General features: G+C 36.6%; 32 protein-coding genes and 1 riboswitch. Of the genes, 19 read left to right on the top strand and 13 right to left on the bottom strand.

All coding sequences use genetic code 11. The features are described from left to right. Window positions 1–19 precede the first annotated feature (19 nt). From bioA to CQ058_RS09920, 7 genes are all read left to right on the top strand, one after another. Window positions 20–1,453 carry an adenosylmethionine--8-amino-7-oxononanoate transaminase gene (gene bioA, locus CQ058_RS09950; RefSeq protein ID WP_105589701.1) on the top strand — a complete coding sequence of 478 codons (1,434 nt, stop codon included), beginning with the start codon at window positions 20–22 and terminating at the stop codon, window positions 1,451–1,453. Further along, window positions 1,453–2,181: a dethiobiotin synthase gene (bioD, locus tag CQ058_RS09945; RefSeq protein WP_002192579.1), complete on the top strand. Its 729-nt coding sequence runs from the start codon at window positions 1,453–1,455 to the stop codon at window positions 2,179–2,181. Before bioA ends, bioD begins: the two co-directional genes overlap by 1 nt. Next, window positions 2,147–3,334 carry an 8-amino-7-oxononanoate synthase gene (bioF, locus tag CQ058_RS09940; protein WP_002088498.1) on the top strand — a complete coding sequence of 396 codons (1,188 nt, stop codon included), beginning with the start codon at window positions 2,147–2,149 and terminating at the stop codon, window positions 3,332–3,334. Before bioD ends, bioF begins: the two co-directional genes overlap by 35 nt. Then, window positions 3,331–4,071, top strand: a complete 741-nt coding sequence (locus CQ058_RS09935; protein WP_105589658.1) for an alpha/beta fold hydrolase — start codon at window positions 3,331–3,333, stop codon at window positions 4,069–4,071. Before bioF ends, CQ058_RS09935 begins: the two co-directional genes overlap by 4 nt. Then, window positions 4,037–4,846 (top strand): malonyl-ACP O-methyltransferase BioC, encoded by an 810-nt coding sequence (gene bioC / locus CQ058_RS09930; RefSeq protein ID WP_012261666.1) that lies wholly within the window; start codon window positions 4,037–4,039, stop codon window positions 4,844–4,846. Before CQ058_RS09935 ends, bioC begins: the two co-directional genes overlap by 35 nt. A gap of 1 nt (window position 4,847) precedes the next feature. Further along, window positions 4,848–5,846: a biotin synthase gene (gene bioB / locus CQ058_RS09925; protein ID WP_002014986.1), complete on the top strand. Its 999-nt coding sequence runs from the start codon at window positions 4,848–4,850 to the stop codon at window positions 5,844–5,846. 182 nt (window positions 5,847–6,028) lie between these two features. Beyond that, window positions 6,029–6,349, top strand: coding sequence for a hypothetical protein (locus CQ058_RS09920; protein WP_002088493.1), 321 nt, complete (start codon window positions 6,029–6,031; stop codon window positions 6,347–6,349). Window positions 6,350–6,372: 23 nt separating this feature from the next. Here CQ058_RS09920 and ribH read toward each other — a convergent pair whose 3' ends face one another. The 5 genes from ribH to CQ058_RS09895 form a co-directional block, all read right to left on the bottom strand. After that, on the bottom strand, window positions 6,373–6,834 hold the full coding sequence (gene ribH / locus CQ058_RS09915) for a 6,7-dimethyl-8-ribityllumazine synthase (protein WP_000230892.1): 462 nt from the start codon (window positions 6,832–6,834) through the stop codon (window positions 6,373–6,375). Between the two features lie 18 nt (window positions 6,835–6,852). Beyond that, on the bottom strand, window positions 6,853–8,046 hold the full coding sequence (ribBA, locus tag CQ058_RS09910; protein ID WP_002167711.1) for a bifunctional 3,4-dihydroxy-2-butanone 4-phosphate synthase/GTP cyclohydrolase II: 1,194 nt from the start codon (window positions 8,044–8,046) through the stop codon (window positions 6,853–6,855). 12 nt (window positions 8,047–8,058) lie between these two features. Further along, a complete protein-coding gene (ribE, locus tag CQ058_RS09905; RefSeq protein ID WP_002088492.1) occupies window positions 8,059–8,703 on the bottom strand; it encodes a riboflavin synthase in 645 nt (214 codons plus the stop codon). After that, entirely contained in the window at window positions 8,685–9,797 is a 1,113-nt protein-coding gene (gene ribD, locus CQ058_RS09900; protein WP_002138225.1) for a bifunctional diaminohydroxyphosphoribosylaminopyrimidine deaminase/5-amino-6-(5-phosphoribosylamino)uracil reductase RibD, read from the bottom strand. The genes ribE and ribD overlap by 19 nt, the downstream gene beginning before the upstream one ends. 309 nt (window positions 9,798–10,106) lie before the next feature. Continuing rightward, window positions 10,107–10,250: riboswitch (FMN riboswitch) on the bottom strand. 190 nt (window positions 10,251–10,440) lie between these two features. Continuing rightward, entirely contained in the window at window positions 10,441–10,647 is a 207-nt protein-coding gene (locus CQ058_RS09895; RefSeq protein WP_001151582.1) for a CDGSH iron-sulfur domain-containing protein, read from the bottom strand. Window positions 10,648–10,931: 284 nt separating this feature from the next. On the opposite strand from CQ058_RS09895, the gene CQ058_RS09880 reads away from it, so the two are divergent. Then, window positions 10,932–11,177, top strand: coding sequence for a DUF2552 family protein (locus CQ058_RS09880; protein ID WP_105589657.1), 246 nt, complete (start codon window positions 10,932–10,934; stop codon window positions 11,175–11,177). A gap of 10 nt (window positions 11,178–11,187) precedes the next feature. Here the strand turns inward: CQ058_RS09880 and CQ058_RS09875 are convergent, their stop codons facing one another. Further along, the gene (locus tag CQ058_RS09875) at window positions 11,188–12,111 is read right to left on the bottom strand and encodes an alpha/beta hydrolase (RefSeq protein ID WP_044442712.1); all 924 of its coding nucleotides are present in this window, start codon (window positions 12,109–12,111) and stop codon (window positions 11,188–11,190) included. A gap of 82 nt (window positions 12,112–12,193) precedes the next feature. On the opposite strand from CQ058_RS09875, the gene CQ058_RS09870 reads away from it, so the two are divergent. Together CQ058_RS09870 and CQ058_RS09865 are read left to right on the top strand one after the other, a co-directional pair. Further along, window positions 12,194–12,670, top strand: coding sequence for a GNAT family N-acetyltransferase (locus CQ058_RS09870; RefSeq protein WP_105589656.1), 477 nt, complete (start codon window positions 12,194–12,196; stop codon window positions 12,668–12,670). Between the two features lie 114 nt (window positions 12,671–12,784). Further along, complete coding sequence (locus CQ058_RS09865) at window positions 12,785–13,711, top strand: LacI family DNA-binding transcriptional regulator (RefSeq protein WP_002014951.1); 927 nt, start codon at window positions 12,785–12,787, stop codon at window positions 13,709–13,711. Between the two features lie 25 nt (window positions 13,712–13,736). On the opposite strand, the gene CQ058_RS09860 is transcribed toward CQ058_RS09865, so the two are convergent. Together CQ058_RS09860 and CQ058_RS09855 are read right to left on the bottom strand one after the other, a co-directional pair. Continuing rightward, window positions 13,737–15,056: a Na+/H+ antiporter family protein gene (locus tag CQ058_RS09860; RefSeq protein WP_002014950.1), complete on the bottom strand. Its 1,320-nt coding sequence runs from the start codon at window positions 15,054–15,056 to the stop codon at window positions 13,737–13,739. A gap of 119 nt (window positions 15,057–15,175) precedes the next feature. Then, complete coding sequence (locus CQ058_RS09855; protein WP_002128974.1) at window positions 15,176–16,174, bottom strand: alpha/beta fold hydrolase; 999 nt, start codon at window positions 16,172–16,174, stop codon at window positions 15,176–15,178. Window positions 16,175–16,305: 131 nt separating this feature from the next. Between CQ058_RS09855 and CQ058_RS09850 the strand changes: the two genes are divergently transcribed. Then, the gene (locus CQ058_RS09850; protein WP_002014948.1) at window positions 16,306–16,782 is read left to right on the top strand and encodes a ribbon-helix-helix domain-containing protein; all 477 of its coding nucleotides are present in this window, start codon (window positions 16,306–16,308) and stop codon (window positions 16,780–16,782) included. 49 nt (window positions 16,783–16,831) lie between these two features. Here CQ058_RS09850 and CQ058_RS09845 read toward each other — a convergent pair whose 3' ends face one another. Both CQ058_RS09845 and CQ058_RS09840 read right to left on the bottom strand, forming a co-directional pair. After that, window positions 16,832–17,143: a ferritin-like domain-containing protein gene (locus tag CQ058_RS09845; protein WP_105589655.1), complete on the bottom strand. Its 312-nt coding sequence runs from the start codon at window positions 17,141–17,143 to the stop codon at window positions 16,832–16,834. Window positions 17,144–17,312: 169 nt separating this feature from the next. Then, on the bottom strand, window positions 17,313–18,902 hold the full coding sequence (locus tag CQ058_RS09840; RefSeq protein ID WP_060749659.1) for a bifunctional metallophosphatase/5'-nucleotidase: 1,590 nt from the start codon (window positions 18,900–18,902) through the stop codon (window positions 17,313–17,315). 201 nt (window positions 18,903–19,103) lie between these two features. Here CQ058_RS09840 and CQ058_RS09835 point away from each other — a divergent pair, with 201 nt between their 5' ends. The 3 genes from CQ058_RS09835 to CQ058_RS09825 all read left to right on the top strand — a co-directional run bounded on the left by CQ058_RS09835 (window position 19,104) and on the right by CQ058_RS09825 (window position 20,918). Continuing rightward, window positions 19,104–19,367 carry a YqkE family protein gene (locus tag CQ058_RS09835; RefSeq protein WP_002014945.1) on the top strand — a complete coding sequence of 88 codons (264 nt, stop codon included), beginning with the start codon at window positions 19,104–19,106 and terminating at the stop codon, window positions 19,365–19,367. Between the two features lie 68 nt (window positions 19,368–19,435). Beyond that, on the top strand, window positions 19,436–19,960 hold the full coding sequence (locus tag CQ058_RS09830; protein WP_060749660.1) for a GrpB family protein: 525 nt from the start codon (window positions 19,436–19,438) through the stop codon (window positions 19,958–19,960). Between the two features lie 130 nt (window positions 19,961–20,090). Further along, window positions 20,091–20,918, top strand: a complete 828-nt coding sequence (locus CQ058_RS09825; protein ID WP_002192596.1) for an aldo/keto reductase — start codon at window positions 20,091–20,093, stop codon at window positions 20,916–20,918. A gap of 57 nt (window positions 20,919–20,975) precedes the next feature. On the opposite strand, the gene CQ058_RS09820 is transcribed toward CQ058_RS09825, so the two are convergent. Both CQ058_RS09820 and mciZ read right to left on the bottom strand, forming a co-directional pair. Further along, window positions 20,976–21,890, bottom strand: coding sequence for an aldo/keto reductase (locus CQ058_RS09820; protein WP_105589654.1), 915 nt, complete (start codon window positions 21,888–21,890; stop codon window positions 20,976–20,978). A gap of 193 nt (window positions 21,891–22,083) precedes the next feature. Beyond that, window positions 22,084–22,218 carry a Z-ring formation inhibitor MciZ gene (mciZ, locus tag CQ058_RS09815; protein ID WP_000870297.1) on the bottom strand — a complete coding sequence of 45 codons (135 nt, stop codon included), beginning with the start codon at window positions 22,216–22,218 and terminating at the stop codon, window positions 22,084–22,086. Window positions 22,219–22,292: 74 nt separating this feature from the next. On the opposite strand from mciZ, the gene CQ058_RS09810 reads away from it, so the two are divergent. Continuing rightward, window positions 22,293–22,832, top strand: a complete 540-nt coding sequence (locus CQ058_RS09810) for an NUDIX domain-containing protein (RefSeq protein ID WP_002014941.1) — start codon at window positions 22,293–22,295, stop codon at window positions 22,830–22,832. Window positions 22,833–22,855: 23 nt separating this feature from the next. Here CQ058_RS09810 and CQ058_RS09805 read toward each other — a convergent pair whose 3' ends face one another. After that, window positions 22,856–23,407, bottom strand: a complete 552-nt coding sequence (locus CQ058_RS09805) for a GNAT family N-acetyltransferase (protein ID WP_002033881.1) — start codon at window positions 23,405–23,407, stop codon at window positions 22,856–22,858. 126 nt (window positions 23,408–23,533) lie between these two features. Here CQ058_RS09805 and spoIIM point away from each other — a divergent pair, with 126 nt between their 5' ends. The 4 genes from spoIIM to xerD all read left to right on the top strand — a co-directional run bounded on the left by spoIIM (window position 23,534) and on the right by xerD (window position 25,974). Further along, entirely contained in the window at window positions 23,534–24,181 is a 648-nt protein-coding gene (gene spoIIM, locus CQ058_RS09800) for a stage II sporulation protein M (protein WP_002014939.1), read from the top strand. Between the two features lie 106 nt (window positions 24,182–24,287). Next, entirely contained in the window at window positions 24,288–24,743 is a 456-nt protein-coding gene (fur, locus tag CQ058_RS09795; protein WP_000392654.1) for a ferric iron uptake transcriptional regulator, read from the top strand. 103 nt (window positions 24,744–24,846) lie between these two features. Further along, the gene (locus tag CQ058_RS09790) at window positions 24,847–25,077 is read left to right on the top strand and encodes a YqzK family protein (protein ID WP_002088473.1); all 231 of its coding nucleotides are present in this window, start codon (window positions 24,847–24,849) and stop codon (window positions 25,075–25,077) included. A 6-nt stretch (window positions 25,078–25,083) separates the two neighbouring features. Next, window positions 25,084–25,974 carry a site-specific tyrosine recombinase XerD gene (gene xerD, locus CQ058_RS09785; protein WP_002067028.1) on the top strand — a complete coding sequence of 297 codons (891 nt, stop codon included), beginning with the start codon at window positions 25,084–25,086 and terminating at the stop codon, window positions 25,972–25,974. The last annotated feature ends 23 nt before the right edge of the window (window positions 25,975–25,997 follow it).

The raw sequence follows: 25,997 nt of genomic DNA, 5'->3' as shown, positions 1-25,997 counted from the left end.
TGACAGTCATTTGTTTTTAATGTTAACTATATTTATAAATAAGTTAACATTAGGGGTGACAATTGTGGCTGTTAATAGTAACACGAGTGAAAAATCGTCTTATACATATGAAGAATTATCGAAGAAGAATAAAGATTACGTATGGCACCCATTTACACAAATGAAAGATTATTTAGAAGAAGATCCTGTCATTATTGAACGTGGAGAGGGAAGAAAGCTATACGATGTAAATGGAAATGAATATTGGGACGGTGTTTCGTCTATTTGGTTAAATGTTCATGGGCATCAAGTACCGGAACTAGATGAGGCAATTCGTGAGCAATTAAATAAAATTGCTCATTCTACTATGCTAGGACTTGCTAACGTTCCATCTATTTTATTAGCAGAAAAAATAATTGAAGTTGTACCAGAAGGTTTGAAGAAAGTATTCTATTCAGACTCTGGTTCTAGCGCCGTTGAAATTGCAATTAAGATGGCCTTTCAATATTGGCAGCATAAAGGAAAACCGAAAAAACAAAGATTTGTTACATTAAAAGAAGCATATCACGGTGATACGATAGGTGCTGTTTCAGTAGGAGCAATAGACTTGTTTCACCAAGTGTATAGTTCACTATTATTTGAGGCAATTAAAATGCCGTATCCATATACATATCGTTCTCCTTATGGAGATAATAAGGAACAAATTGTAAAGAAACATTTAGAAGAAATGGAAGAAATGCTACAAGAAAAACATGAAGAAGTAGCAGCTATTATTGTGGAGCCATTAATGCAAGGTGCTGGTGGGATGATTACAATGCCAAAAGGATACTTAAAAGGGCTTCGCGATTTATGTACAAAATACAATGTATTATTTATTACAGACGAGGTAGCGACTGGATTTGGGCGTACCGGGAAAATGTTTGCATGTGAACACGAGGATGTGACGCCAGACATTTTAACAGCCGGAAAAGGTTTAACAGGTGGTTATTTACCGGTGGCAATTACGGTAACGACAGATGAAATTTATAATGCCTTTTTAGGAGGCTATGAAGAACAAAAAACGTTTTTCCATGGTCATAGTTATACAGGGAATCCGTTAGGGTGTGCCGTAGCAATTGCAAATTTAGAACTATATGAAAAAACTAATTTAATAGAAGATGTTGCGCATAAAGCAGAATATGTAGAGGCACAATTAGAAGCTCTTAATGAATATAAGCACGTAGGAGATATTCGTCAGTGTGGGCTAATGGTTGGTATTGAACTTGTGAAGAATAAGGAAATGAAAGAATCGTTTGAATGGACAGAAAGAGTCGGCGTTCAAGTATGTAAACGTTCAAGAGAGCTGGGCATGATATTGCGACCACTCGGTAATACGATTGTATTTATGCCTCCTCTTGCATCTACGGTGGCTGAGATTGATGAGATGTTACGCATTTTATATAAAGCAATCTCGGATGTTACGGAGGGAGAGTAATGAGTGGTTTCTTTATAGCAGCAACGGATACAGAAGTTGGCAAAACGGTAGTGACAGGAGCATTGGCAGGTATATTTCGAGAGCGTGGACATAATGTTGGTGTATATAAACCGTTGCAAAGTGGACATGTTGCATCAAATCCTGAGGGTGATGCAGCAAGATTAAAAGCATTATCGGGTGTACCGACAAAAGAAGACGAAATTTGTCCTTATTCCATTGAAGAACCACTTGCTCCGAGACTTGCTATGAAAAGAGCTGGAAGGACGGTAATGTTAAAAGAAATTACTGCTCACTATAATGAACTACTAAAAGAGTTTAATAGCCTATTGGTAGAAGGAGCTGGTGGGCTTGCCGTCCCATATACAGAAGACGCTTTAGTGATTGATTTTGCAAAAGAATTAGAGCTCCCTCTTATTGTAGTAGCGCGTCCGACACTAGGGACAGTTAATCATACTGTCTTAACAATTTCTTATGCAAAGGCACACGGTTTAACAGTAGCGGGTGTAATTTTGTCTGGTTGTAAAGAATGTGAAAAAGAAAGAGTGCAAGAAAACAAAGAAATGATTGAGGAGTTAAGTGGAGTACCTGTTTTAGGTTTATTACCATTCCTTGAAGGTGAGTTTACAAGGGGAGAATTATTGGAATCGGTAAAAGAACATATTATGATTTCAAAATTAGAGGAGCTCATCCAAAATGAATCAAATGTGGCGCACGCATCTTCAATCTAAAGTAGAACAATTAAAGGAGCAAGGGCAGTATCGTAATTTACATGTAACAGAGAAAGCGGAAGAGACCTGGCTTATTCGAAATGAGAAAAGGATGCTAAATTTAGCATCAAATAATTATTTAGGGTTAGCTGGAGATGAAAGGTTGAAAGAAGCTGCTATTGCCTGCACGAGAAAATATGGAACTGGAGCGACAGCATCTCGTCTCGTTGTAGGAAATTATCCACTGTATGAAGAGGTTGAGAGAAGTATATGTGATTGGAAAGGTACTGAAAGAGCATTAATCGTAAATAGCGGGTATATAGCAAATGTAGGTGCTATATCTGCTTTAGCCTGTCGTCACGATATGGTTTTTAGTGATAAATTAAATCACGCAAGTATTGTTGATGGAATTATATTAAGCGGAGCAGAGCATAAAAGATATCGTCATAATGATTTGGATCATTTAGAAAAGATGTTGCAAATAGCGTCACCAGAAAAGAGAAAATTAATCGTAACAGATACGATTTTTAGTATGGATGGAGATATTGCATATTTGAGAGGCTTAGTTCAGCTGAAAGAGAAATACGGGGCGATCATTATAGTTGATGAAGCACATGCAAGTGGAATATATGGAATCGGTGGAGCAGGATTATCTCATGTAGAAAAAGATATTGCTCAAAAAATTGATATACATATGGGGACGTTTAGTAAGGCTTTAGGGTGTTATGGTGCGTATTTAACGGGTGATTCCATTTATATAGAGTATTTACAAAATATGATGAGAAGCTTGATTTTTACTACAGCTTTACCACCAGGAACATTAGGGGCGATCCGAAAAGCAATTGAAATTGTGAAAGAAGATAACGAAAGAAGAGAGCGACTTATAGAGAATGGTGCATATTTCAGGACGCATTTACAAGAAGCTGGTTTTGATATTGGGAATAGCTCAACTCATATTGTACCGATTGTAGTTGGGTCAAATGAAAATACTTTACGGTTTAGTGAAAGGTTACAAGAGGTAGGTATCGCAGCCATTGCAATTCGTCCGCCGACTGTTCCAGTTGGTAGTTCTCGAGTCCGTTTTGCAGTTACGTCACAACATACAATAGCCGATTTAAAATGGGCTATTCAGCATATTATACGCATTGGCAAAGAAGAGGGGTTTTTAGTATGAAAGAGCTAAAGCTTATTTTTATTCCAGGATGGGGAATGGAAGAAGGTGTTTGGACTTTGGTTCTGCCGTATTTTAAAGGATATTCTGTTCAATGTATAGATTGGCGTAACGTGAAAGAACAAAGTGAATTTACGGGGCGAATAATAGATGTAGCGCAGGATGAAAATGTAATTTTAGTTGGATGGTCACTAGGAGCGTTAGCGGCAATACAAGCTTATAAAAAGATTAAGACCCAAGGTATGGTACTAATTGGTGGTACCGCTAAATTTACCAATACAAGTGACTATACAAGTGGATGGAATTCCTTGCATGTAGAACGTATGAAAAAGAATTTAACGAGAAAAAAAGAAGATACTTTGAAGCGTTTCTATGAAAATATGTTTACAAAAAGTGAGCTGAGGGAGAATACGAGTTTTGAAGAGATAGCGAAGAAGTTTAAAGGAGACTCGATTCAGTCTTTACAATTAGGCTTAGATTATTTAATAGAAACAGATATGAGAAATGAAGTAATAGATATGAAAGCCCCGCTGTTACTCCTTCATGGAGAGCAGGATGTAATATGTCCATTGTCTGCAGCCCATAGTATGGCGAATAATACGAATGCCAATCTAAAAGTAGTAAGCGGTGCTGGGCATGCATTATGTGTAACGAATTTTGAATATTGCGCAAATGAAATTATTCAATTTGTAGAGGGGGTACGACATGATCAACAAAACGTTACTGCAAAAACGGTTTAACGGGGCGGCTGTATCCTACGATCAATATGCAAATGTACAAAAAAAGATGGCGCATTCGTTACTTTCTACATTGAAGGAACGATATAGTGAAACATCATCGATACGTATTTTAGAACTTGGATGCGGGACAGGATATGTAACAGAGCAATTATCAAATTTATTTCCGAAAGCTCATATTACAGCTGTGGATTTTGCTGATGAGATGATTGCAGTCGCGAAAACTAGAAAAAGTTTGGGAAATGTGATGTTTCGATGTGAAGATATTGAACAATTAAAATTAGAAAATCCATATGATGTCATCATTTCAAATGCTACATTTCAATGGCTTAATGATTTAAAAGAGACAGTGAAAAATTTATTTAACTATTTGTCTGAAGAAGGAATATTATTATTTTCCACGTTTGGTAATACGACTTTTCAAGAATTGCATACGTCTTTTCAGCGTGCTAAGAAAGAAAAGGGGATACACAATTGTACTTCAATAGGACAACGATTCGTTTCGAAAGAACAGTTAGTGAATATATGCAAAAATCCATTAGGAAATGTACATGTTTCTGAAACGTGTTACATAGAAAGCTTTACAGAAGTTAGGGAGTTTCTACATTCTATTCGAAAAGTAGGGGCAACCAATAGTAATGAAGAGTCTTACTGTCAAAGCCCTTCACTCTTTCGTACGATGCTTCGTATATACGAAAGAGACTTCACGGGAAAAGAAGGGATAATGGCAACATATCATGCTTTATTTACGTATATAACAAAAGAGGGGAAGAGATGAAATGAAACAAGTACAAACAAAAAGGGATTGGAAAAAACTTGCATACGACGTAGTAGAAGAGAAAATGATTACGAAAGAAGATGCAATTGCAATATTAGAAGCTGATGATACAGAGGTTTTAGAAATTATGAATGCAGCTTACATCATTCGCCATCATCATTTTGGTAAGAAAGTAAAGTTGAACATGATTATAAATACGAAATCTGGATTATGTCCTGAAGATTGCGGGTATTGTTCACAGTCTATTATTTCAGAAGCACCGATTGATAAGTATGCATGGTTAACACAAGAGAAAATTGTTGAAGGAGCGCACGAAGCAATTCGTCGTAAAGCAGGTACATATTGTATTGTTGCATCTGGTCGTCGTCCGACGAATAAAGAAGTAAATCACGTTATTGGAGCAGTTAAGGAAATTCGTGAAACGACAGATTTAAAAATTTGCTGTTGTTTAGGATTTTTAAATGAAGATCAAGCAGGTCAGTTAGCAGAAGCTGGTGTGCATCGTTATAATCACAATTTAAATACGCATGCCAACAATTATGATAGCATTTGTTCAACGCATACGTATGACGATCGTGTTGATACAGTCCAAAAAGCGAAGCAAGCCGGTATTTCTCCATGCTCTGGAGCAATTTTCGGAATGGGAGAAACGATTGAACAGCGCGCTGAAATTGCATTTGAATTACAACGTTTAGATGCGGATTCTATTCCATGTAATTTCCTTGTTGCTGTAAAGGGTACTCCGCTTGAAGGACAAAAAGAATTAACACCTGTAGAATGTTTAAAAGTGTTGGCGATGATGCGTTTTGTAAATCCAACAAAAGAAATTCGTATTTCAGGTGGTCGAGAACTTAATTTACGTTCTGTACAGCCACTTGGTTTATTTGCAGCAAACTCTATCTTTGTCGGGGACTATTTAACAACAGCTGGACAAGAGCCGACTGCGGACTGGGGTATGATTGAAGATTTAGGATTTGAGATTGAAGAATGTGCGCTATAAGATAGATGAAAAGCAAACTCTTTAAAGGGGTTGCTTTTTTTTTGTAAATAAAATGTAATAAAAGTCCATTAACGCTTGATAGTAGTCACTTTTGGACGAGAAAAATAATTTTGTGGACGAATTTTCCAAGCCCTAATTGTACATAGTAAAAATGTAATTTATATCGGGTTGGAGGATTTTACATGTACAAATACATATTAACTATTATGACCTGTCTGATTTTAATAAAAGCGATAAGTGCTGATCCAGTTAAGGCGGCTGAAAATCCTGAACAAAAAGAAATGCAACAAAGAATTGAACAGCATTTTCGAACGAAAGCTGAACATTTTGGGCTTGAAACAGAAGGAAAAGATTTAAAAGAAGTGAGGAAGGAAATTTCTATTATAGAAGAAGCGGAAAAGAGAGAAAATGTGTGGAGAACAGCACAAGCTCTTCGTATAAAAACAGAAGGAAAAACGATGGATGAATTAATAGAAGATGTACGAAAAAAGGTGAGAAAATAAAAAAAGAGGCCGTAGCCTCTTTTTTAAGCCCATTGTTTTGATAAATGAGCCATTTCGATCGCAGCAACTGCCGATTCATATCCTTTATTACCAGCTTTTGTACCTGCACGTTCAATCGCTTGTTCAATTGTTTCTGTCGTTAATACACCGAAAATAACTGGAATGTCCGTTTGTAGTGATAAAGACGCAACACCTTTTGCTACTTCATTACAAACGTAATCGTAATGTGTTGTAGCACCGCGAATTACTGTACCTAATGTAATAACAGCATCATATTTTCCGCTATTGGCCATCTTTTTAGCGATTAAAGGAATTTCAAATGCACCAGGAACCCATGCAACATCAATATCATTCTCTTCTACACCGTGACGCTTTAATCCATCTAAAGCTCCGCCAAGTAACTTACTTGTAATAAACTCATTAAAACGTCCAACAACAACCCCAACTTTTAATCCTGTACCAACTAAATGACCTTCGAATACCATAATGTATCTCTCCCTTAATTATAAGTTTAGTAAATGTCCTAATTTGCTTGCTTTCGTTTGTAAATACGTTTTATTTTCTTCTTTTGTTGGCATTTGTAACGGTACACGCTCGGTTACTTCTAAATCGTAACCTTGTAAGCCAGCAATTTTTCGTGGATTATTCGTTAATAATCGTAAACTTTGTAAGCCTAAATCTTTTAAAATTTGAGCGCCAATACCGTAATCACGAAGATCAGCTGGGAACCCAAGTTTTTCATTTGCTTCTACAGTATCTAACCCTTCTTCTTGTAACTTATAAGCGCGAAGCTTATTCAGAAGGCCAATGCCTCGTCCTTCTTGTCTCATATAGAGAAGAACACCTTTTCCTTCACGCTCAATTTGAGCAAGTGCAGCATGTAGCTGTGGTCCGCAATCACAGCGGCACGAACCAAATACATCTCCTGTTAAGCATTCTGAATGAACGCGTACAAGTACAGGTTCGCCTGTTGAAATATCACCTTTTACGAGCGCGATATGTTCTTTCATATCTAATGAGTTAGAATAGCCAATTGCATGGAAAGTACCGAAATCTGTAGGTAATGTAATTTCCACTTCTCTCGTCACAAGTGTTTCGTGATGGCGGCGATAAGCAATTAAATCTTCTATTGTAATCATTTTTATATCAAATTGTTTTGCGCACTCTAGTAAATCAGGTACACGTGCCATCGTACCGTCCTCATTTATAATTTCGCAAATGACTCCAGCTGGTTCTGCTCCGCAAAGTTTGGCTAAATCGACAGCGGCTTCTGTATGACCAGCACGGCGCAGTACACCGCCTTCTTTCGCAATTAATGGAAAGATATGTCCAGGGCGATTGAAATCAGCGCCTTTTGATGCAGGGTTTAACAATTCTTGTATCGTAGTTGCACGTTCATGAGCACTAATCCCTGTTGTTGTAGAAACATGATCAATGCTCACTGTAAACGCAGTGTGATGTGAATCTGTATTATGAGATACCATTGGTTCTAACTGTAGACGTTCTGCGTACTCCTCCGTAATGGGTACACAAACGAGACCACGACCGTGTGTAATCATAAAATTAATCGTTTCTGGTGTAATGTACTCTGCTAAAGCAATAAAATCGCCTTCATTTTCTCGGTTTTCATCATCACATACGATAACAACTTTTCCTTGTTTTAAATCTTCTAGAGCTTCTTCAATACGATGAAACATTGTGCTTCCTCCTTATAGAAATCCGTTTTCTTGTAAAAAGCTTTCGGTCATTGAACCAGTTCTTTTTGCGGGCTTTGAGATAAAGCGTTCAATATATTTTCCAATCATGTCACACTCAATGTTTACGATGTCCCCGGCTTTTTTTTCTCCGATTATAGACTCGCTTACTGTGTGGGGGATGAGTGAAATTGTAATTGAAGATTCGTCTATATCAAATATTGTTAAGCTAGTGCCATCAACAGCAACGGATCCTTTATGCAAACAATAGCGTAGTAATTCATCAGAAATTGCTATTTTGTAATAGATGGCATTGTAATGTTGTTTTTTAGTTAAAATCGTACCGATGCCATCGATATGTCCGGTGACGAAATGTCCACCGAATCGTCCGTTTGCAGCCATCGCCCGTTCTAAATTCACTTTGGCACTTGGCTTTAGCATACGAAGTGATGTTGCTTTCATTGTTTCAGGCATTGCGTCGACAGTGAATGAAGTAGTCGTAAAAGTAGTTACTGTTAAGCAAATGCCGTTAACTGCGATACTATCACCTAATTTGACATCCGATAAAATTTGCTTTGCGCTAATAGTTAGCTTCATTGCTTCACCACTTTGAGTCATGCTTGATATCGTTCCTAACTCTTCTACGATTCCTGTAAACATTCCGTCACCTCGCTTTTTAAGGTTGCAACAATTTTTATATCATTACCGATTTGTTTCATCTCTTGAATTGTTAAGGAAAGTGCATCTTGTAACTTCGAAAAACCAGCTCCGCCAAATAAGGTGGGTGCATCTTTTCCACCAATTAATTTCGAGCTTATATAGGTCACGATTTCATTAAAACTATTTGTTTTTAAGAAGTTTGCATGCACCGTTTGACCACCTTCAACGAACAGAGAAAGAATTTGTTTCTCACCGAGTAGGGATAGGACATCTTGTATTTCAATTTGCTGTGTTTTCATTTGGAATACAGCTATATTGTTGGATTCATAAGACGCTATTTTCTCTTTGTTTACATCCTTACCGACAATAATCCATGTCGGAGTTAAGCCATCTGTTATGACATGAGAAGATGGCGGCGTTCGTAAGTGGGTATCTAAAATAACGCGTATAGGATGCTTACCTCCGTTTGGAATTCGTGTTGTTAAGTGTGGATTATCAGTTAGAACTGTATTCACACCGACTAGAATAGCATCATGTATATGACGATATTGGTGAACGTCAGCGCGTGCTTCTTCGCCTGTAATCCACTTACTTTCACCGGTTACAGTTGCTGTTTTTCCATCTAAGCTCATTGCTGTTTTTATTGTTACAAAGGGACGTTTCGTTTTCATATAGTGAAAAAAGTATCGATTTAATAAAGTGGCTTCCGCCTCAAGAACACCAGTAGTCACCTTAATTCCAGCTTCTTCTAATATTCTTTTTCCATTGCCGGAAACGAGTGGATTGCAATCAAGAGTAGCAATTACAACACGCTGAACTCCTTTTTCAATGAGTAATTCACAGCAAGGGGGTGTTTTTCCAAAATGGCTACACGGTTCAAGTGTTACATAAACGGTAGCGTCTTTTGCTCTTTCACCAGCCATGTGAAGAGCATGAACTTCAGCATGTTCTTCACCAGCACGCATGTGGGCACCCATTCCAACAATTTTTCCATCTTTAACAACAACGGCACCAACCATAGGATTTGGGCTTGTTTGTCCCGATGTTCCTTGTGCTAACTGCAAGGCAATCCTCATATATTCTTGATCTGTCATTCTTTTCACCTCTCCTGAAAAAATCAAAAAACCCCAAGGATTTTATATCCTTGGGGTTTGGGAGACGTGATTTCTAGAAATATAGTTCGAATACGAAAGTATAGGAAAGAAACCTAACGATGACTGATATTTTGGCATAAGGAAAAAACCTAGCAAAATATCAAATTCTTTCAACGCTAGTCGTATCTTTTTATTTCAGTATAGAAACATAAGTATACAAAATAAAACATATATAAAGATTCAAAATGAAACTTTAAAAATATGCATACTGAAATAAAAGTGTATTCGCTATATAAAATTACTAGAAAACATATCCTTCTCCCATCCAGACTATACTGTCGGCCCTAGAGTTTCACTAGATCCACCGTTTTCGCGTTGAAAACGGGTCACGGACTTAGAAGCTATCGCTTCATCACCGCCGGTTGGGAATTTCACCCGACCCCGAAGGATGTTGTTTGCTCACATTATAGCACAAAAAAGAAAAAAGCATAGTAAAAAATGTTCGAATGTGAAGAATTGTTTGAAAATATATGCCGATTTGAATGGGGACGAAAGTAATAGAAATGTTGAAAGGGGAAGGGCTGTATAGGCTTTGATCAAAAGAAAAAACATACACAAATAAATGTGCATGCTCTTTAAATATTTATTCTGCCTCTGGTGCTCTAACAACAGACTCGAATTTGCCTTTATGCGAAGCATCGCAATAAGGCATGTTTTTTGATAAACCACAACGACATAAAGAAAATGCTGGTTTTGCTGGGAATACATTCCCTTGTGAGTCAACTAATTCCACGTCCCCTGTAACGCGAAAAGAGCCATTATCATTCACTTTAATTTGTACTTTTGCCAACGTTATCCCTCCTTTCCAAACGCTTACTCTCATCATATAATTAGGGAGAGTACTTGACAATATAAAGTGAAACTTTAATCAGTGGGGGCATCCCCACTGATTATCAGCCCGCACCAATCGGGCGTTTACGGGCAGTTAATCTCCCACCTTACTTCTTTGCCTAAGCTGAATTTTGAGGTGGGAGTCTTACTGCCCGTTAATGCGGGATAAAAAGAGCACTTTGTTTGAAAGAGAAGAGAGTGTTATAATAGTTTTTATAACTGACTAGAGTAAGGTGACGAAAGATGGATAAAAAATTACACACACTACAAAATATTGCAAATGAGCGCACATGGGCATCATTTTTGAATGATAATCATCCATATAGTTTACTTCATTGGTCAATCGCAGGTGTAGGACAAGAACCGAAAGATGTTTGGTTACTTCAAGATGAGGTAACTTTTCAAACGATGGAATTCCCAACGCTAGACGAGGCAGTAAAGTGGATTTCTGAAAATATGGAACAAGTTACAGACGTTTTAGCGCAGTAAAAAAACAGGCTTATGCAAGCCTGTTTTTTGTTTCTTTTACATATGTGTTTAAAAATTGATCGATGGCATCTTCGTACTCTTCTTTATTTTCATTATAAGAGCAAGCGTGTGCACCATGTTCTGCAATATAAAGCTGTTTATTATTTTCTTTCGCTTCATAAAGTGATTTCGTCATATCAGATAAAATATAGTCATCATCTTTACTATGAATAAAGAGAACCGGATTGTTAATATTTTTTATACAATCAATTGGTGAAACTTCACGAATTGTATAGCCATCACGAACTTTTAAAAAGGCATTTGCTAAAGGTAATAAAGGCCATTTTGGCAAATGAAACTCAACTTTCAAACGATGTTGTAACTGTCCATAAAAATCAGAGAAAGGACAATCAGCAATATAAAAATCAGCACCATCTTCTACAAGTCCTGCATATTGAAGAATAGTTGCAGCACCCATAGATTCACCATGAATTCCGAGTGTAATATTCGTTCCGAAACGATCTTTTAGCCAGTCAACTACTGACTTTAAATCATGTTTTTCATAATAGCCATAACTTGTTGTTTTACCACCGGTTTTACCATGACGGCGATGATCATAAATAAATACGTTATATCCTCTATTTAAAAATAAGTTTGCATATTTAACGGAATTCATTTTATTTACAGTCACACCGTGGCAAAAAATCATAAATTTATTGGAATGACCAGCTGGCATGTAATATCCGTGAAGTTCGTATCCGAATTGAGAAGGGATGTGAACCTCTTCTTTTTGAATAGCCTTAAAATCGTCCAAATGAAAATGCTTTTTCGTTTCGCGTTCTAAAACTTCTTCCTCTGTTTTTTTCTTCAAGTACATAACTTTATTTGTAAAGAAAATCCCAATCGCAGTTAGTGCACCTAGTATAGTAAACAATGCTGTAAAAAAACGTTTCATACTTTACCTCATCCTCCAAATACCTCTACATGTGATACACTAACATTGTATCACAATGATGTGAAAAGGGGAGAAATCGTGTATGGTTCATATACAAAAAATCACACCAGAAATGAAAGAAGCAATTCAGGATTTTATGTGTGAAAACTGGGGAAGCTCAATGATGGTCTCGCGAGGCAGAGTACATCAATTAGAAGAATTACCTGGTTTTATTGCACTTATAAATAACAGAATAGTGGGAATTGTAACATATAAAGTAATAGAAAACATGTGTGAAATTGTATCGTTAAATAGTTTTGAGGAAGGGAAGGGGATTGGTACAAAACTGGTGGATGGTGTATTGCGAGTGGCAAAAGAGAACGAATGTAAAAAGGTGTGGCTTATTACGACGAATGATAATATGAACGCACTTCGTTTTTATCAAAAACATAACTTCATGATGACGAACTTGTATATTGATGCGGTAAAGGAAGCACGAAAAATAAAGAAAGAAATTCCGTTTATTGGTTATGATAATATCGCGATTTCACATGAAATTCAGCTGGAGTATATTTTCTGAGTAGAGTGGAAATTGTGTAACAATTTTCAGAAATATAAAACAATAACCTTGACGAATGTTATATTTTGGTTTAATTTAAAATTGTAATCTATTACCATATTAAGGGGTGACGATGTGGCAACTATACGTGATGTTGCAAAATTGGCCGGTGTTTCAGTCGCAACCGTTTCAAGAGTCATTAACGAAAAAGGATATGTCCATGAAGATACGGTGAAACAAGTAAAAAAAGCAATTGAAGAATTACATTATAGACCGAATGCTACAGCAAAGCCTTTATTTAAACAGCCTTCAACGGTGATTGCATTACTTGTAGATAATTTGCATAATCCATCATACATCACTTTGCTCCGTTTCGTTGAGGAAATAGCATACAAAGAAGGGTATCAAGTAATAGTTTGTAATATAGAAAATAAGAATAGATACATAGATATGTTGGAACAAAATAACATTGCAGGCGTTATAATGACGAAATCTGTTTTTCGAAGTATAGGAGAAATCTCACTTCCTTTCGCTGTGCTTGAAGAACGACAATCTCTTATGAGCTATTATGAAAGTGGACAGAAAGCTGTTTCTTTATTAAAAGAGAAAGGCTGCCAGTTTCTTGCTTATATCGGTGAGGGAGTAGAGAGTGAAGAAATGGAAGAGCATGTGGCAGGATTTCTAGATACTGCTTGGAAAGAAGGACTTTCTTATCGAGAGGAAATTGTACAAGGGTATACGAATCAACAGTTTCTTGAATTGTTACAAAAGCATCCATACATAGATGGGGTTGTAGCTTCAAGTGATAAGGTCGCTATTGAGCTAATCAGGGCGGCGAAAACTCTTAATATTCATATACCAGGTAAGTTACAAATCATTGGATTTAACGGGAGTGTAGAGGGTGAATGGATAAGTCCATCATTAACGACGATTGGAAGTTATATCGAAGAAAATGGGGAAATAGCTTTTCAACAGTTAATAGGAAAAATAAAGAAGAAACAAGTGCGACAAGAAGAAGTGGAAACAGAATTTAGGTGCATTGAGAGAGAAACAACAAAGTAAAAGGTGCGTTTTTAAAACGCACCTTTTATAGTGTAATTGCGGCAATAAAGCCGAATATAAGTAACGGTATATTATAGTGTAGAAATGTTGGGACACATGTATCCCATATATGATGGTGCTGACCATCAGCATTTAAACCGGACGTTGGTCCAAGTGTACTATCAGATGCTGGAGAACCTGCATCACCAAGTGCACCAGCTGTACCGATAATTGCGATTGTAGCCATGGGACTAAATCCGAGCTGGACGCATAATGGTACGAAAATTGTTGTTAAGATTGGGATGGTTGAAAAGGAAGAGCCAATTCCCATCGTAACGAGAAGTCCAATAATGAGCATAAGAAATGCAGCAAGCGGTTTATTATTTCCGATTATATGTGCACTCGTTTGCACAAGAGATTCAACATGTCCAGTTTTTCGAAGAACAGCGCCAAATCCAGCGGCAGAAATCATAACAAATCCGATAAAGGACATCATACGCATTCCACTCGTTAAAATAGCATCGGCTTCTTTAAGAGGGAGGCTACCGCTAACTGATAAGACGATAATACCTGCTAAAGCACCAAAAATCATTGATTCTGTTGCTAATTGCACAGTTAATGTAGCGAGTATTGATAATAAACCCAAAGTAATGCTTCTTTTCGTATAGGGAACGATTTCATTCTGTGCAGAATGAATTTGTTCTGTTTCATATGTACGTGGTTTTCGGTATGTAATGAAAACCGCTACACATAATCCGATAATCATACCGATTGCTGGAATAGTCATCGCTTTTGGAATAAGTGCGACATCAAATGTAAGACCGCTTTGCGCAGCATTTGTTTGCAATACGTCATGATAAATTTTTCCGAACCCTGCTGGAACCCACATGTAAGGGGTAATTAACCCAAATGTAATAAGACATGTTACAAGCCTACGATCCACCCTCAGCTCATTTAATACTTTTAAAAGTGCTGGAATTAAGATTGGGATGAAGGCGATATGAACAGGGATAATATTTTGTGAGAAACAAGCCATTGTTAAAATGATAAATAATATAAGTATTTTAGAATAGACTTGTTTTTTCGTGTCTTGTTCGTTGCCGATCCATTTTAAAGCTGATTGGATCATTGCATCAGGAAGTCCTGTTTTTGAAAGGGAAATAGCAAATCCACCGAGCATTGCGTAGCTTAATGCGATAGGAGCACTGTTCCCAAGACCGGCTGTAAAAGTACTAATTGTTTCTGAAATACCGAGTCCGCCGATAAGTCCGCCTGTTAAAGCTCCAACGATAATGGCGACAATGACTTGGACACGTAACAAACTAAGCAGTAGCATGACTGCTACTGCGATGAGTACAGCGTTCATAATAAATGTAATCTCCCTAATTTTTATTCTGTTAAGGCAAGCAAGTGTTTGTAGTGACATATACTTGCGACATATCATTATAAAATGTTTTCTATGAAATGTAAAAGCGCCTTTTGTTATTAATGCTGAAAAGATAGTTCTTGTTTAATTGATTGTAAAGATTTAGCGAATAACTCAGGCTCTTCTAAATCTGGAGAATGTGCCGAGTTTGGAAACCAAATCATCTTTTTAATAGGAGCTTGAATGATATCGCAATATTGTTGAACGAGTGCATAAGGAGTTTGATAATCATAGCGACCAGAACAAAAATAAACAGGAATAGATAAACTTGAAATAGATGAAAAGAAATCGATTGTCAGCATCTCTTCCCATAAAACTCCGGATTTTAAATTTCCTGCGAGAAATTTGAACCAATCTAATAGCGTATATTCAGGAGAAAAGAAGCCTTTTCGTATGAAAGAAAAGGAAGATCCATTTTGGATTGCTCCTCCGAATGTACCAAGCCACTTTCTTTGAATAATGAGGCGTCTCGTATCTAAAAAGGGTGGTTTCCCTAATTTTAAAAGAGAAGCTAATGCCTTTTTATGGTCATGTTTTTTGGCAGAGCTAATTAAATGTTGATATAGTAATTCTTCATTTTGCTTCATATGTACGATTTGACCGATGCCGATGTATGCTTCTATATATTCGGGACATTGATTAGCGATTTGTAGTCCGATAATACTTCCCCAAGAATGACCTGCGAGAAATAGTTTTTGCTTATTAAAGCGTTTGAGAAGATATTGAATAACCTTTTTTGCATCTGAAAAAAATTGATCAATCGTAAGATTTGTTTGGATGTCCCGCCATAAAAAGGATTTACCTGCCCCTCGCTGATCCCAATTAATAACGATAAAGTGTTTTTCTAACTCTTTTTGAAAATGGCGAATAAAGCCGATTTGTGCCATACCAGGGCCGCCGTGACAGCATAATAAAATAGGCTGTTCCACGTTTTGGCCGCGTATAAGGAGAGATTGTTTCCGGTCATTAATCATAACGCTTTCTATCGTAGCGATACTGTTAGGGATTAGTTGCTTCTTTTCGTTGTAAAACTGAGGGGTGTGGCTACGAAAAAGCATATGTAAACCTCCTTTTCTTAAATGGTATGAATCGCACAGGCTCTTTCTTTTGCATATACTACTAGAAAATCATTGTATCATAACATACTGGTTTGATTTCAAGTTTAGGCGATTAAGAGAGGAGGGAGAATGTGACGATTGGAGAAATTATTGATTCTTTAAATAGACGCGAATCAATCGCTATTATAGCGAAACGGCTTGAAATGAGCCCATATACATTATCAAAGAAATTAAGGGTGATTGGATATGAATATGATGGAGAGCAGAAAAAACGTATCTTTATAGGTGATGGCGAAGAGCCACGTCATTTGCAAATCCAAGAAGCTACTGCCCTTCAATATGCAAAAACAGACTATCAATTACTAATTTATGAACAATTACAAAGCATTTATGAATTGCTAAGAAAAAGAGAAGAAGTAAGTGTTCAAATTATAAGTAAGAGCACAGAGAAAAAGAAACGAACCTTTTCGATTAATATAGAAGTATTAGCAAGACTAGATGTTATATCGGAATCAAAAGGGATTCAAAAGTCTAAAATTGTAGAAGAAGCACTACAGGAATTTTTGCAACGGTATGATGTTAATCATGAAACGTATCCAGAGAAATAAAAGAAAGGATACTATGTTCCATATAAGAGCGTGTATCCTTTCTTTTATTTCATTTTTTGTTTTGTTTCGAAAAGTAATATAGGAACCAAACGGCATGATTTTGTTCATCAGCTGCTGCGCGCCGAAATGTTTCTTTCACTTGTTGATTTGTCGTTTCGTCAGCAATTTCTAAGTAAAAATCAACTGTTCGTTGCTCATCTTGCCGAATTTCAAGGATTTGAGTTCGTTCATTTATGTCTGGAGCTAAAGTAGCTAATCTAGCATAAAAATGAATGGCGCTATATTCTCCATTAATTGCTTTCTCAATACTACGAAAGTGTTTGTCGATACAATGTATCGTCATTGTTTGATAGAAATACATACAAATCTTCCCATTATAGTTTTCTATATACTACGAAGAAACAAGGGGCTATGTGCGTATCCTTTACTGTACTAGAAGAATGACAATACGTATGACTCTAAAAGAAGAAGCTCCTTGCATATAAAAGGAGCTTCTTCTTTCGAGTGTCACGCACTAGTTTGAATAGTATTTAATTGTTTTTTTGAATACGTCCATCAATAATCGGCTGAATTGGTTCTTTCACTTGTTTTACATAATCGACTAATGCTTCAAAATCGTTTGGACCAGTTTCAGCATTTTTTCCATTTTTAAAGGATACGAATCCATCACCGCCAGAAGCTAGGAAAGCATTTGCAACTACGCTATACGTTTTAGAGGGAACTAATTCTTCACCATTTGTTAAACGGATATTCGTAACCTTTTCGTTATTTGGTTTATTTGCATCCCAAGTGTATTGAATACCTGAAATTTGAAGCATTCTCGTTGCTCCTTTTTGCCATTGTTGATTTAATATATCACGAATATCTTGACCTGTTAGATCTACTTTAATTAATTGGTTTCCGAAAGGCTGAATGCCGTATAATTCGCCCCATGTAATATCTCCAGCGTCTAGATCATTACGAATTCCACCAGGATTCATAAGAGCGATTTGTGTTTGCATAGTTTGGCGCTGGGCATCCGCAACTAAATTTCCAAGTGTAGATTCACCAGCATCGTTTTGTTTACGGTCGATAGGTGCTGTGGATTTTCCGACTACTTCATTTACAAGAGGTGCGATTTTTTCTTTATATTGATCTAACTTTTGTTTTACTTGTTTATCAGGCTCTACACCTTCATGGTACGTTGTAATAACTTCAGCTTTTTTCTTCACAATATCTTTTGTTTTTCTATCAATCGTTACATCTACATCAGAGAAAGCCATCCCGTAAGAGTTCGCTTGCACGATAAGTTTATTATTTACAGTACCATTTACGTACGTATGACTATGTCCGCCGAAAATAACATCAACTTCGGGATCTGTTTCATTTGCAATGCGAGTAAGGTCACCGTTTGTTACACCAGTGTCATCAGTTGTACCTCCAACGTGTGCAAGGACTACGATAGATTTAACACCGAGACGCTTTAATTGCTGAGTAGATTTATTAATAGCTTCTACTTCATCAGTAATTTGTACATTCTTTAGCATAGTTGGCATAACGACATTCGGTGTATCCGTTGTAACAACTCCGATGAATCCTACAGGAACTCCATCTACCATTTTTACAGTAAATGGTGGTAAAAATAAGCGGCCAGTTGATTTATTATAGAAGTTTGCAGCGACATAAGGGAAGTTTGCTCCTTTGAAATTCCCTGTTTTTTCATGATATCCACCATAAATGAGGCGTCGCATTTCATCAATGCCTTCATCAAATTCATGATTTCCAATTGTACCAACATCAAACTTTAAGTCATTTAAAAATTCAATTGTTGGTTCGTCTTGTAATAATGCGGAAACTGGTGGGCTGGCTCCGACAATATCACCGGCATGTACGAGAAGTGTATTAGGGTTTTGTTTTTTGCGTTCTTTTAAATAAGTAGCTAAATAATCAGCGCCACCAGCTTCTTTATTGTTAACTTTTTTTACAGTATCTAGTTGACCATGTAAATCATTAATACCAAGCATTTGTACGTCTATGTATCGGTTTTGTTCGGCAGGAGTCTGAGATGGAGGAGCGGCGAATACGCTTGAAAAAGTAATAGTACTTAAAACAGCAACAGCAGGAATAATTTTTTTCCACATAATTAATTTCTCCTTTTTTTATAATCTGACATCATACGACATAATTTTAATAGATTACTAGGATTATATCTATATAAAAATTTAGTTTTTTCGAAAAATTAACATATTTACAAAAGATAAATAATAGAGTAGGGAACCTTTTTTATTGTCGATTTCATCATGTATCCTCTATAATGGAGAAAAAAGTAAAAGGTGAATAGTATGAAGAAAAAGAAGCAAAGACAAACACAAAGACACTCTCAAATGAATCAACCAGAGAAAGAATCACTTACACTAGGTGATCAATTGAACGATTCGTTAATGCAACAATTAAAGAATAAGAAAAAAGAGTTGCAAGTGAGAGAAGAGAAAAAAGAGGCAGCAGAACAAGAAAGAAAGCGTAAGGAACAAAAAGAACGTGAAAAGAATAAATCATTTGAAGAACTGTTAAGTGAAAGTAGCCTTACTTGGAAAGACTTTAAATAATAAAAAAATGATCAGTGAAATGCCGCTGATCATTTTTTTGACGAGTTTGTAAGAAAAGGGGAGTTAGAATGAGGAAAATTGTAGTCGTTCCGTATGAAAATCATTGGAGTGAGAAATTTCAAATGGAGGCCGAAAGATTAAAATCGGCGATGCCAGAAACGGTAAAAATCCATCATATTGGAAGTACGTCAGTGCCAGGACTAGCAGCTAAACCAATTATAGATATGATTATGGAAGTAGAGAGTATCGACAGAGTAGATCATTGGAATGAGCGATTTAAAGAGCTTGGTTACATCGTGAAAGGGGAAAATGGTATTTCAGGTCGTCGTTTTTTTATTCATGGAACTGAGGAGAAACGCTCGTATCATTTGCACGTATTTGAAAAAGGGAATCCTGAGATTACAAGGCATTTATCGTTTCGTGATTACATGATGGCTCATTGCGAAGAAGCAGAGGCATATGCAAATTTAAAGAAAGAACTAGCGGAAAAATATACATATGATGGCACGATGTATACGGAAGGAAAAAATGAGTTTGTACGTAATGTTGATGAAAAAGCGAAAGAATGGAAAGGAAATAACGTGAATGACTGAGTTCACGTTATTTTTTTAAATGTGTATAAAAGTATTATGTAAACTGTACGTATGTTTTGACTTTTTGGATGAATCTTGTTGAAATAAAGTTGTGGTTTATAAAAATGTAACAATGAAAGGGAGAAAGACTGTGCATATTCCAACAACTACACTTCATAATGGTGTGAAAATGCCGATGATTGGTCTAGGCGTTTATAAAGCGAAAGAAGGCAATGAGGTTAAACAAGCAGTAAAAACAGCATTAGAAGTTGGATACCGTTCGATTGATACAGCAACTGTATATGAAAATGAAAGCGGTGTCGGAGAAGCGGTTCGTGAATCTGGAATCTCGCGAGAAGACTTGTTTATTACAACAAAAGTTTGGAACGACGATCAAGGGTACGAGGAGACGCTCGAGGCGTTTGAAAAAAGTTTAAAGAAATTACAAATGGACTATGTAGATTTATATTTAATCCATTGGCCGATAAGAGGGAAGTATGTTGATACGTACCGTGCTCTAGAAAAGCTATATGAAGAAGGTAAAGTGCGTGCCATTGGTGTTTCTAATTTTCATAAACATCATTTAGAACTGTTATTACCAAATTGCAAAGTGAAGCCGATGGTAAACCAAGTTGAACTTCATCCAATGCTAGCGCAATTTGAATTGCGTGATTTCTGTCAAGGTGAGCAAATTCAAATGGAAGCATGGAGTCCTTTAATGAGAGGCGGCGAAGTATTCCAGCATCCAATTATTCAGGCTATTTCTAAAAAATATGAAAAGTCACCTGCACAAGTTATATTAAGGTGGGATATTCAAAGTGGGATTGTGACTATTCCTAAATCTGTTACGCCATCTCGTATTAAAGAGAACTTTACTATTTTTGATTTCTCATTAACTGAAGAAGAGATGGATCAAATTAATACGTTAAATCGTAATTTACATGTAGGAACGAATCCTGATAAATATGATACGTTATAAAAAAAGACTGCCGCCTAGTGTTGGGGGCAGTCTTTTGCTTTTATCGGTATCAATATTTTAGCGATGCAAAGCATATGAATCATACTTAACAATCTTTTGAAGTTGTACATATTCTTCTTTCGTTAAAGATAACTGTTGGCTAGCTTGTATATTTTCTTGCAACTGTTGAATAGAGCTTGCACCAGGTATAACAGATGCAACAGCTTCATTATGTAAGCAGTATTGAATGGCCGATCCAGTTAAAGATTTTTCTCCTATAATTTCTTTTACACTCGCGAGTGTTGTATGTAATTCATCATAAGAATAGGAGAGGTAATCTTTTTCCTTTACTCTTTCTATCTTGCTTGCATTGTTGTTAGTTAAAATGCCTTTCGCAAGTGGTCCGCGTGCGATGACACTAATTTGATATTCGTTAAGCGCCTGGAACCATTCTTCAGGACGACGATTTAAAAGGCTGTACTCCATTAATACACTAACGATATTTGAACGTTTTGCATACTCACGAATGACATTTGGACGTATAGAAGAGATACCATAATGACGAATAATCCCTTCTTTTTTTAATTCTTCAAAGGCTTCAACTGTTTCATCTATAGGATCTTCAATCGTCCCGCCATGCAGTTGATATAAATCAATATAATCTGTTTGAAGTCTACGTAAACTCTCTTTTACTTCGGCCTTTATATAAGCTTTAGAAGGATCCCAAGACCAACCGTTTTTTTCTTCTGTCCATCGATTTCCAACCTTTGTTGTAAGAACAATTTGGTCGCGTTTTCCTTTCAGAGCTTTTCCAACAAATTCTTCATTTAATCCATAATCGTATAAGTCCGCTGTATCAAAAAAATTAATTCCTAAATCGATTGCCTCATCGATAATACGCATAGCTTCAGCCTCAGATGCACCGAGAGACATACAGCCAAATCCAATTTCCGTAACATATAAATCTGAGTTTCCTAATTGACGTTTTTTCATAGGTCAACCTCCTTACCTTTATTGTACGAAAGGGGAAGGAGGTTGACAAACGTTTACTTTTTGCCCCGCTATTTGCGGGCAGTAAGACTCCCACCTTAAACTTCGGCATATGCGAGGAAGTTAGGTGGGAGATTAACTGCCCGTAAAAGCCCGATTGGTTCAACTAATAATCAGAGGGGATGCCCCCCTCTGATTAAAGTTTCACTTTATTTGCTGTAATCCACTCTTGTACAGTTGTATACTCTTTTCCATATTGTTTTAGCTTATGACGAATTTGCCATGCTTTGCCGACTAAAGTGACGCGATTTGGTAAAATGTAAACTTTCATTTCTATCACGCTCCTTTCAATGTGGTAAAATGTATGAAGAACGATTAGGAAATAGAACAGGGAGATGAAGTAGTATGAGTAATCTTGCAGAAAGAACAGTAAAAACTGAACCGATTTTTGATGGTAGAGTTATAAAAGTTCGTGTTGATGATGTAGTATTACCAAATGGAGAAATGAGTAAACGTGAAATCGTAAATCACCCTGGGGCAGTTGCTATTATTGCTATTACTGATGAGGGGAAAATTGTACTCGTTGAGCAGTATCGTAAAGCTCTCGAAAAGGCAATTGTGGAAATTCCTGCTGGGAAGTTAGAACCTGGGGAAAAGCCAGAGGTAACAGCAGTTCGTGAATTAGAAGAAGAAACAGGATATGTATGTGAAAATATGGAACTTATTACATCTTTCTATACATCACCTGGTTTTGCAGATGAGATTTTATATGTATATAAAGCGACAGGATTAAAACAAAAAGAAAATAAAGCAGCTTTAGATGAAGATGAATTTGTGGAATTAATGGAAGTGTCATTAGAAGAAGCGATTGATCTTATGAAAGACCTTCGCATACATGATGCTAAGACGATGTTTGCAGTACAATATTTACAATTACAAAAATAAACACTCGCCTAAGGCGAGTGTTTTTAGTTGATTTTTGCATATACACGTGCATCGCGTAAGCTGCCATCGGGTGCTAGGAAATCATTTTCCATTGTACCTTCTAAAATAAATTCTAGACGTTCTGCTAAGTTACATGCGTTTATATTTGTTGCATCAGTACGAATTTCAATTCTTCTAGCACCTAGTTTATCAAATGCAAATTGAATCGCACCTTTAATGGCTTCTGTCATATAGCCATGCTTTGTATAAGCGCTATGTAGCCAAAAGTGAAGTGAAAACTTTGGAATATCCCAGTTTTCAGGCTTGAGCGTAATAGCTCCGATGAATGTACCAGATACTTTATCGTATAAGTGGAAATCAAGTGTTTCACGAAGTAAAAACTGTCCGTGAGCTTCGCGAACAATTTCTTCAGCACGTTCTTCTGTTTCAGCTGTAATTGGCATCCATGGTAATAAGTCTTCTAGCGAAGCTTGGATTGCTTCATATACTTCTGTTCCATCACCTGGAAACGGCTTACGTACTTGCAAGCGCTCAGTTTGAAATAATGTTGGAAAATCTAATAATAATGGTTTCAAGAGAAATCCCTCCTATTCTCTACTTTTTAGTTTAGCAAAGTAGAGCGGAATTTCAATGCTAATTCGTCATACTTTTTTTCTTTCTTTCATACATTTTTAGTAAGAGTGTGAACGGAGGGAAGGAAAATGTGGCGAAAAACGTGGCAAGACCGTGTAATGTCTCACATACAGGAAAATTCTTCACTATATATATTTAATGCGGTTTTATTACTGATGGGAGTAATATTTGGAGCGATTCTTGTGAATAGTTTACAAATAAACCAAAAGCAAGATTTATCATTTTATTTACAGCGTTTTTTTGGACAAGTTTCTAAAGGAGAATTTGCTGTCGCAGGCGAAATGTTTCGAGAAAGTTACTTTTCGCAATTAAAATATATCGGCTTTATTTGGATTTTGGGGATTTCAATTATTGGGTTGCCGCTCATTTTTATCTTACTATTTTTAAAAGGGGTAGTTGTTGGATTTACAGTAGGTTTTTTAGTAAGTCAGCACGGATGGAATGGACTATTATTAGCATTTGTATCTGTATTGCCACAAAATTTAATTATAATTCCTGTATTTCTCGTAATGACAACAATTGCTGCAAGCTTTTCCTTACGCATGATTAGGCATCAATTTATTCGGAAAATAACTGAGCCACTATTACCGTTATTAATTCGCTATACATGCTTTTTTCTCGTGATTGGAGCGGTATTAGCTATTGCTTCCAGTGTCGAAGTGTATGCATCACCAGTTTTAATGAAAGAAGTTGTGGAGGCTATTAACAAACAATAAATATTTTTTGAGAATAATTATCAATTTGTTTTTATTGTTTTTCTTTTGACAGGAGCCCTTCTTCTGATATAATGGTGTAAGAGTGGCGAGGAGGGAGTAGTACCGAATGGAAGAAAGAATTGAACGAATTAAGAAGCAATTACATGCAGCGAGCTATAAATTGACACCACAACGTGAAGCAACAGTTCGTGTGCTGCTAGAAAATGAAGAAGATCATTTAAGCGCAGAAGATGTATACCTCCTTGTAAAAGAAAAGTCGCCAGAGATCGGATTAGCAACCGTTTATCGAACTTTAGAGTTATTGTCTGAGTTGAAAGTTGTCGATAAAATTAACTTTGGAGACGGTGTTTCGCGTTATGACTTACGCCAAGAAGGTGCACAGCGTTTCCATCATCATTTAATCTGTACACAATGCGGTGCTGTACAAGAAATACAAGAAGATTTACTTGGTGAAGTGGAGAATAAAGTGGAACGAGACTGGAGCTTTAAGGTGAAAGATCATCGTTTAACATTCCATGGGATTTGTAAAAATTGTCAAGAAAATGAAACGGATGAAAAATAACCTTTTCCTATTTAACTAGGAAGAGGTTTTTTATTTGAATAAGGTATAAATTGGTGAAAGCTTGGCATATGTTGTAATAACTTATATTTTGGAGGAATTTACAATGCGCCGAGCTTTAAAATTAACTTTTGATGGGATGAAAGTATTTTTATTATTTACAAGTTGTACGATTTTGTTTTATTTCGCTATACTATGGATAAATGAAGAATATGAAAGTTACCATCGTTATGAAAAGCCAAAAGAAGAGACTGTAGAAAAAGTATCAGGGAATGAGGAGCCGGAAAAGGATGCTTTCGTAAATAGAATGATGTTTTTCTATGAAAATGGGGAGTAGTGTAGATTGGAAGATCAATTAAAAGATTTTATTCATTATATGATTGTTGAAAAAGGTTTAGCGAAAAATACAGTTGTATCTTATGAACGCGATTTAAAAAGCTATGTGAAGTATTTGCAAAATGTAGAACAAACGAAGACGTTTCATGAAGTGACACGCTTGCATATTGTTAACTTTTTGCAGCATTTAAAAGAAAACGGGAAATCTTCAAAAACATTGGCGCGTCATATTGCATCGATTCGTTCGTTTCATCAATTTTTACTTCGTGAACGAGCAGTGGAGCATGACCCATCGGTACATATTGAAACGCCACAAGGGGAACGGAAATTACCAAAAGTATTATCGATCGACGAAGTGGAAGCATTGCTTCAAACACCGAAAACGGCAAGTGCTTTTGGGATTCGTGATAAGGCAATGTTAGAGTTGTTGTATGCAACAGGACTTCGTGTTTCAGAATTAATTGCATTAAATTTAGAAGATGTGCACTTAACGATGGGATTTGTTCGCTGTATCGGGAAAGGGAACAAAGAAAGAATTATTCCACTAGGAAGCTTAGCGACAGAAGCGATTCAAAAGTATATTGAAAAAGGAAGAAGAGAATTGATGGGTAAAAAAGCAGTAGATGCGCTCTTTTTAAACCATCATGGTAATCGATTATCGAGACAGGGATTTTGGAAAATTTTAAAACGGCTAGCGAAAGAAGCGAATATTGCAAAAGAGCTTACACCGCATACGTTGCGTCACTCTTTTGCTACGCATCTATTAGAAAACGGGGCAGATTTGCGTGCTGTACAAGAAATGCTTGGACATGCAGATATTTCAACGACGCAAATCTATACGCACGTTTCAAAAACTAGATTAAAAGATGTATATAAACAGTTTCATCCGAGAGCATAGTTACTATGCTCTTTTTTCATAGA

The organism is Bacillus sp. MYb56 (genome assembly GCF_002976445.1).
Lineage (GTDB): Bacteria > Bacillota > Bacilli > Bacillales > Bacillaceae_G > Bacillus_A > Bacillus_A mycoides.
Note: the sequence above shows the minus strand (reverse complement) of the source record. Positions and strands in the feature narration are given on the sequence as shown.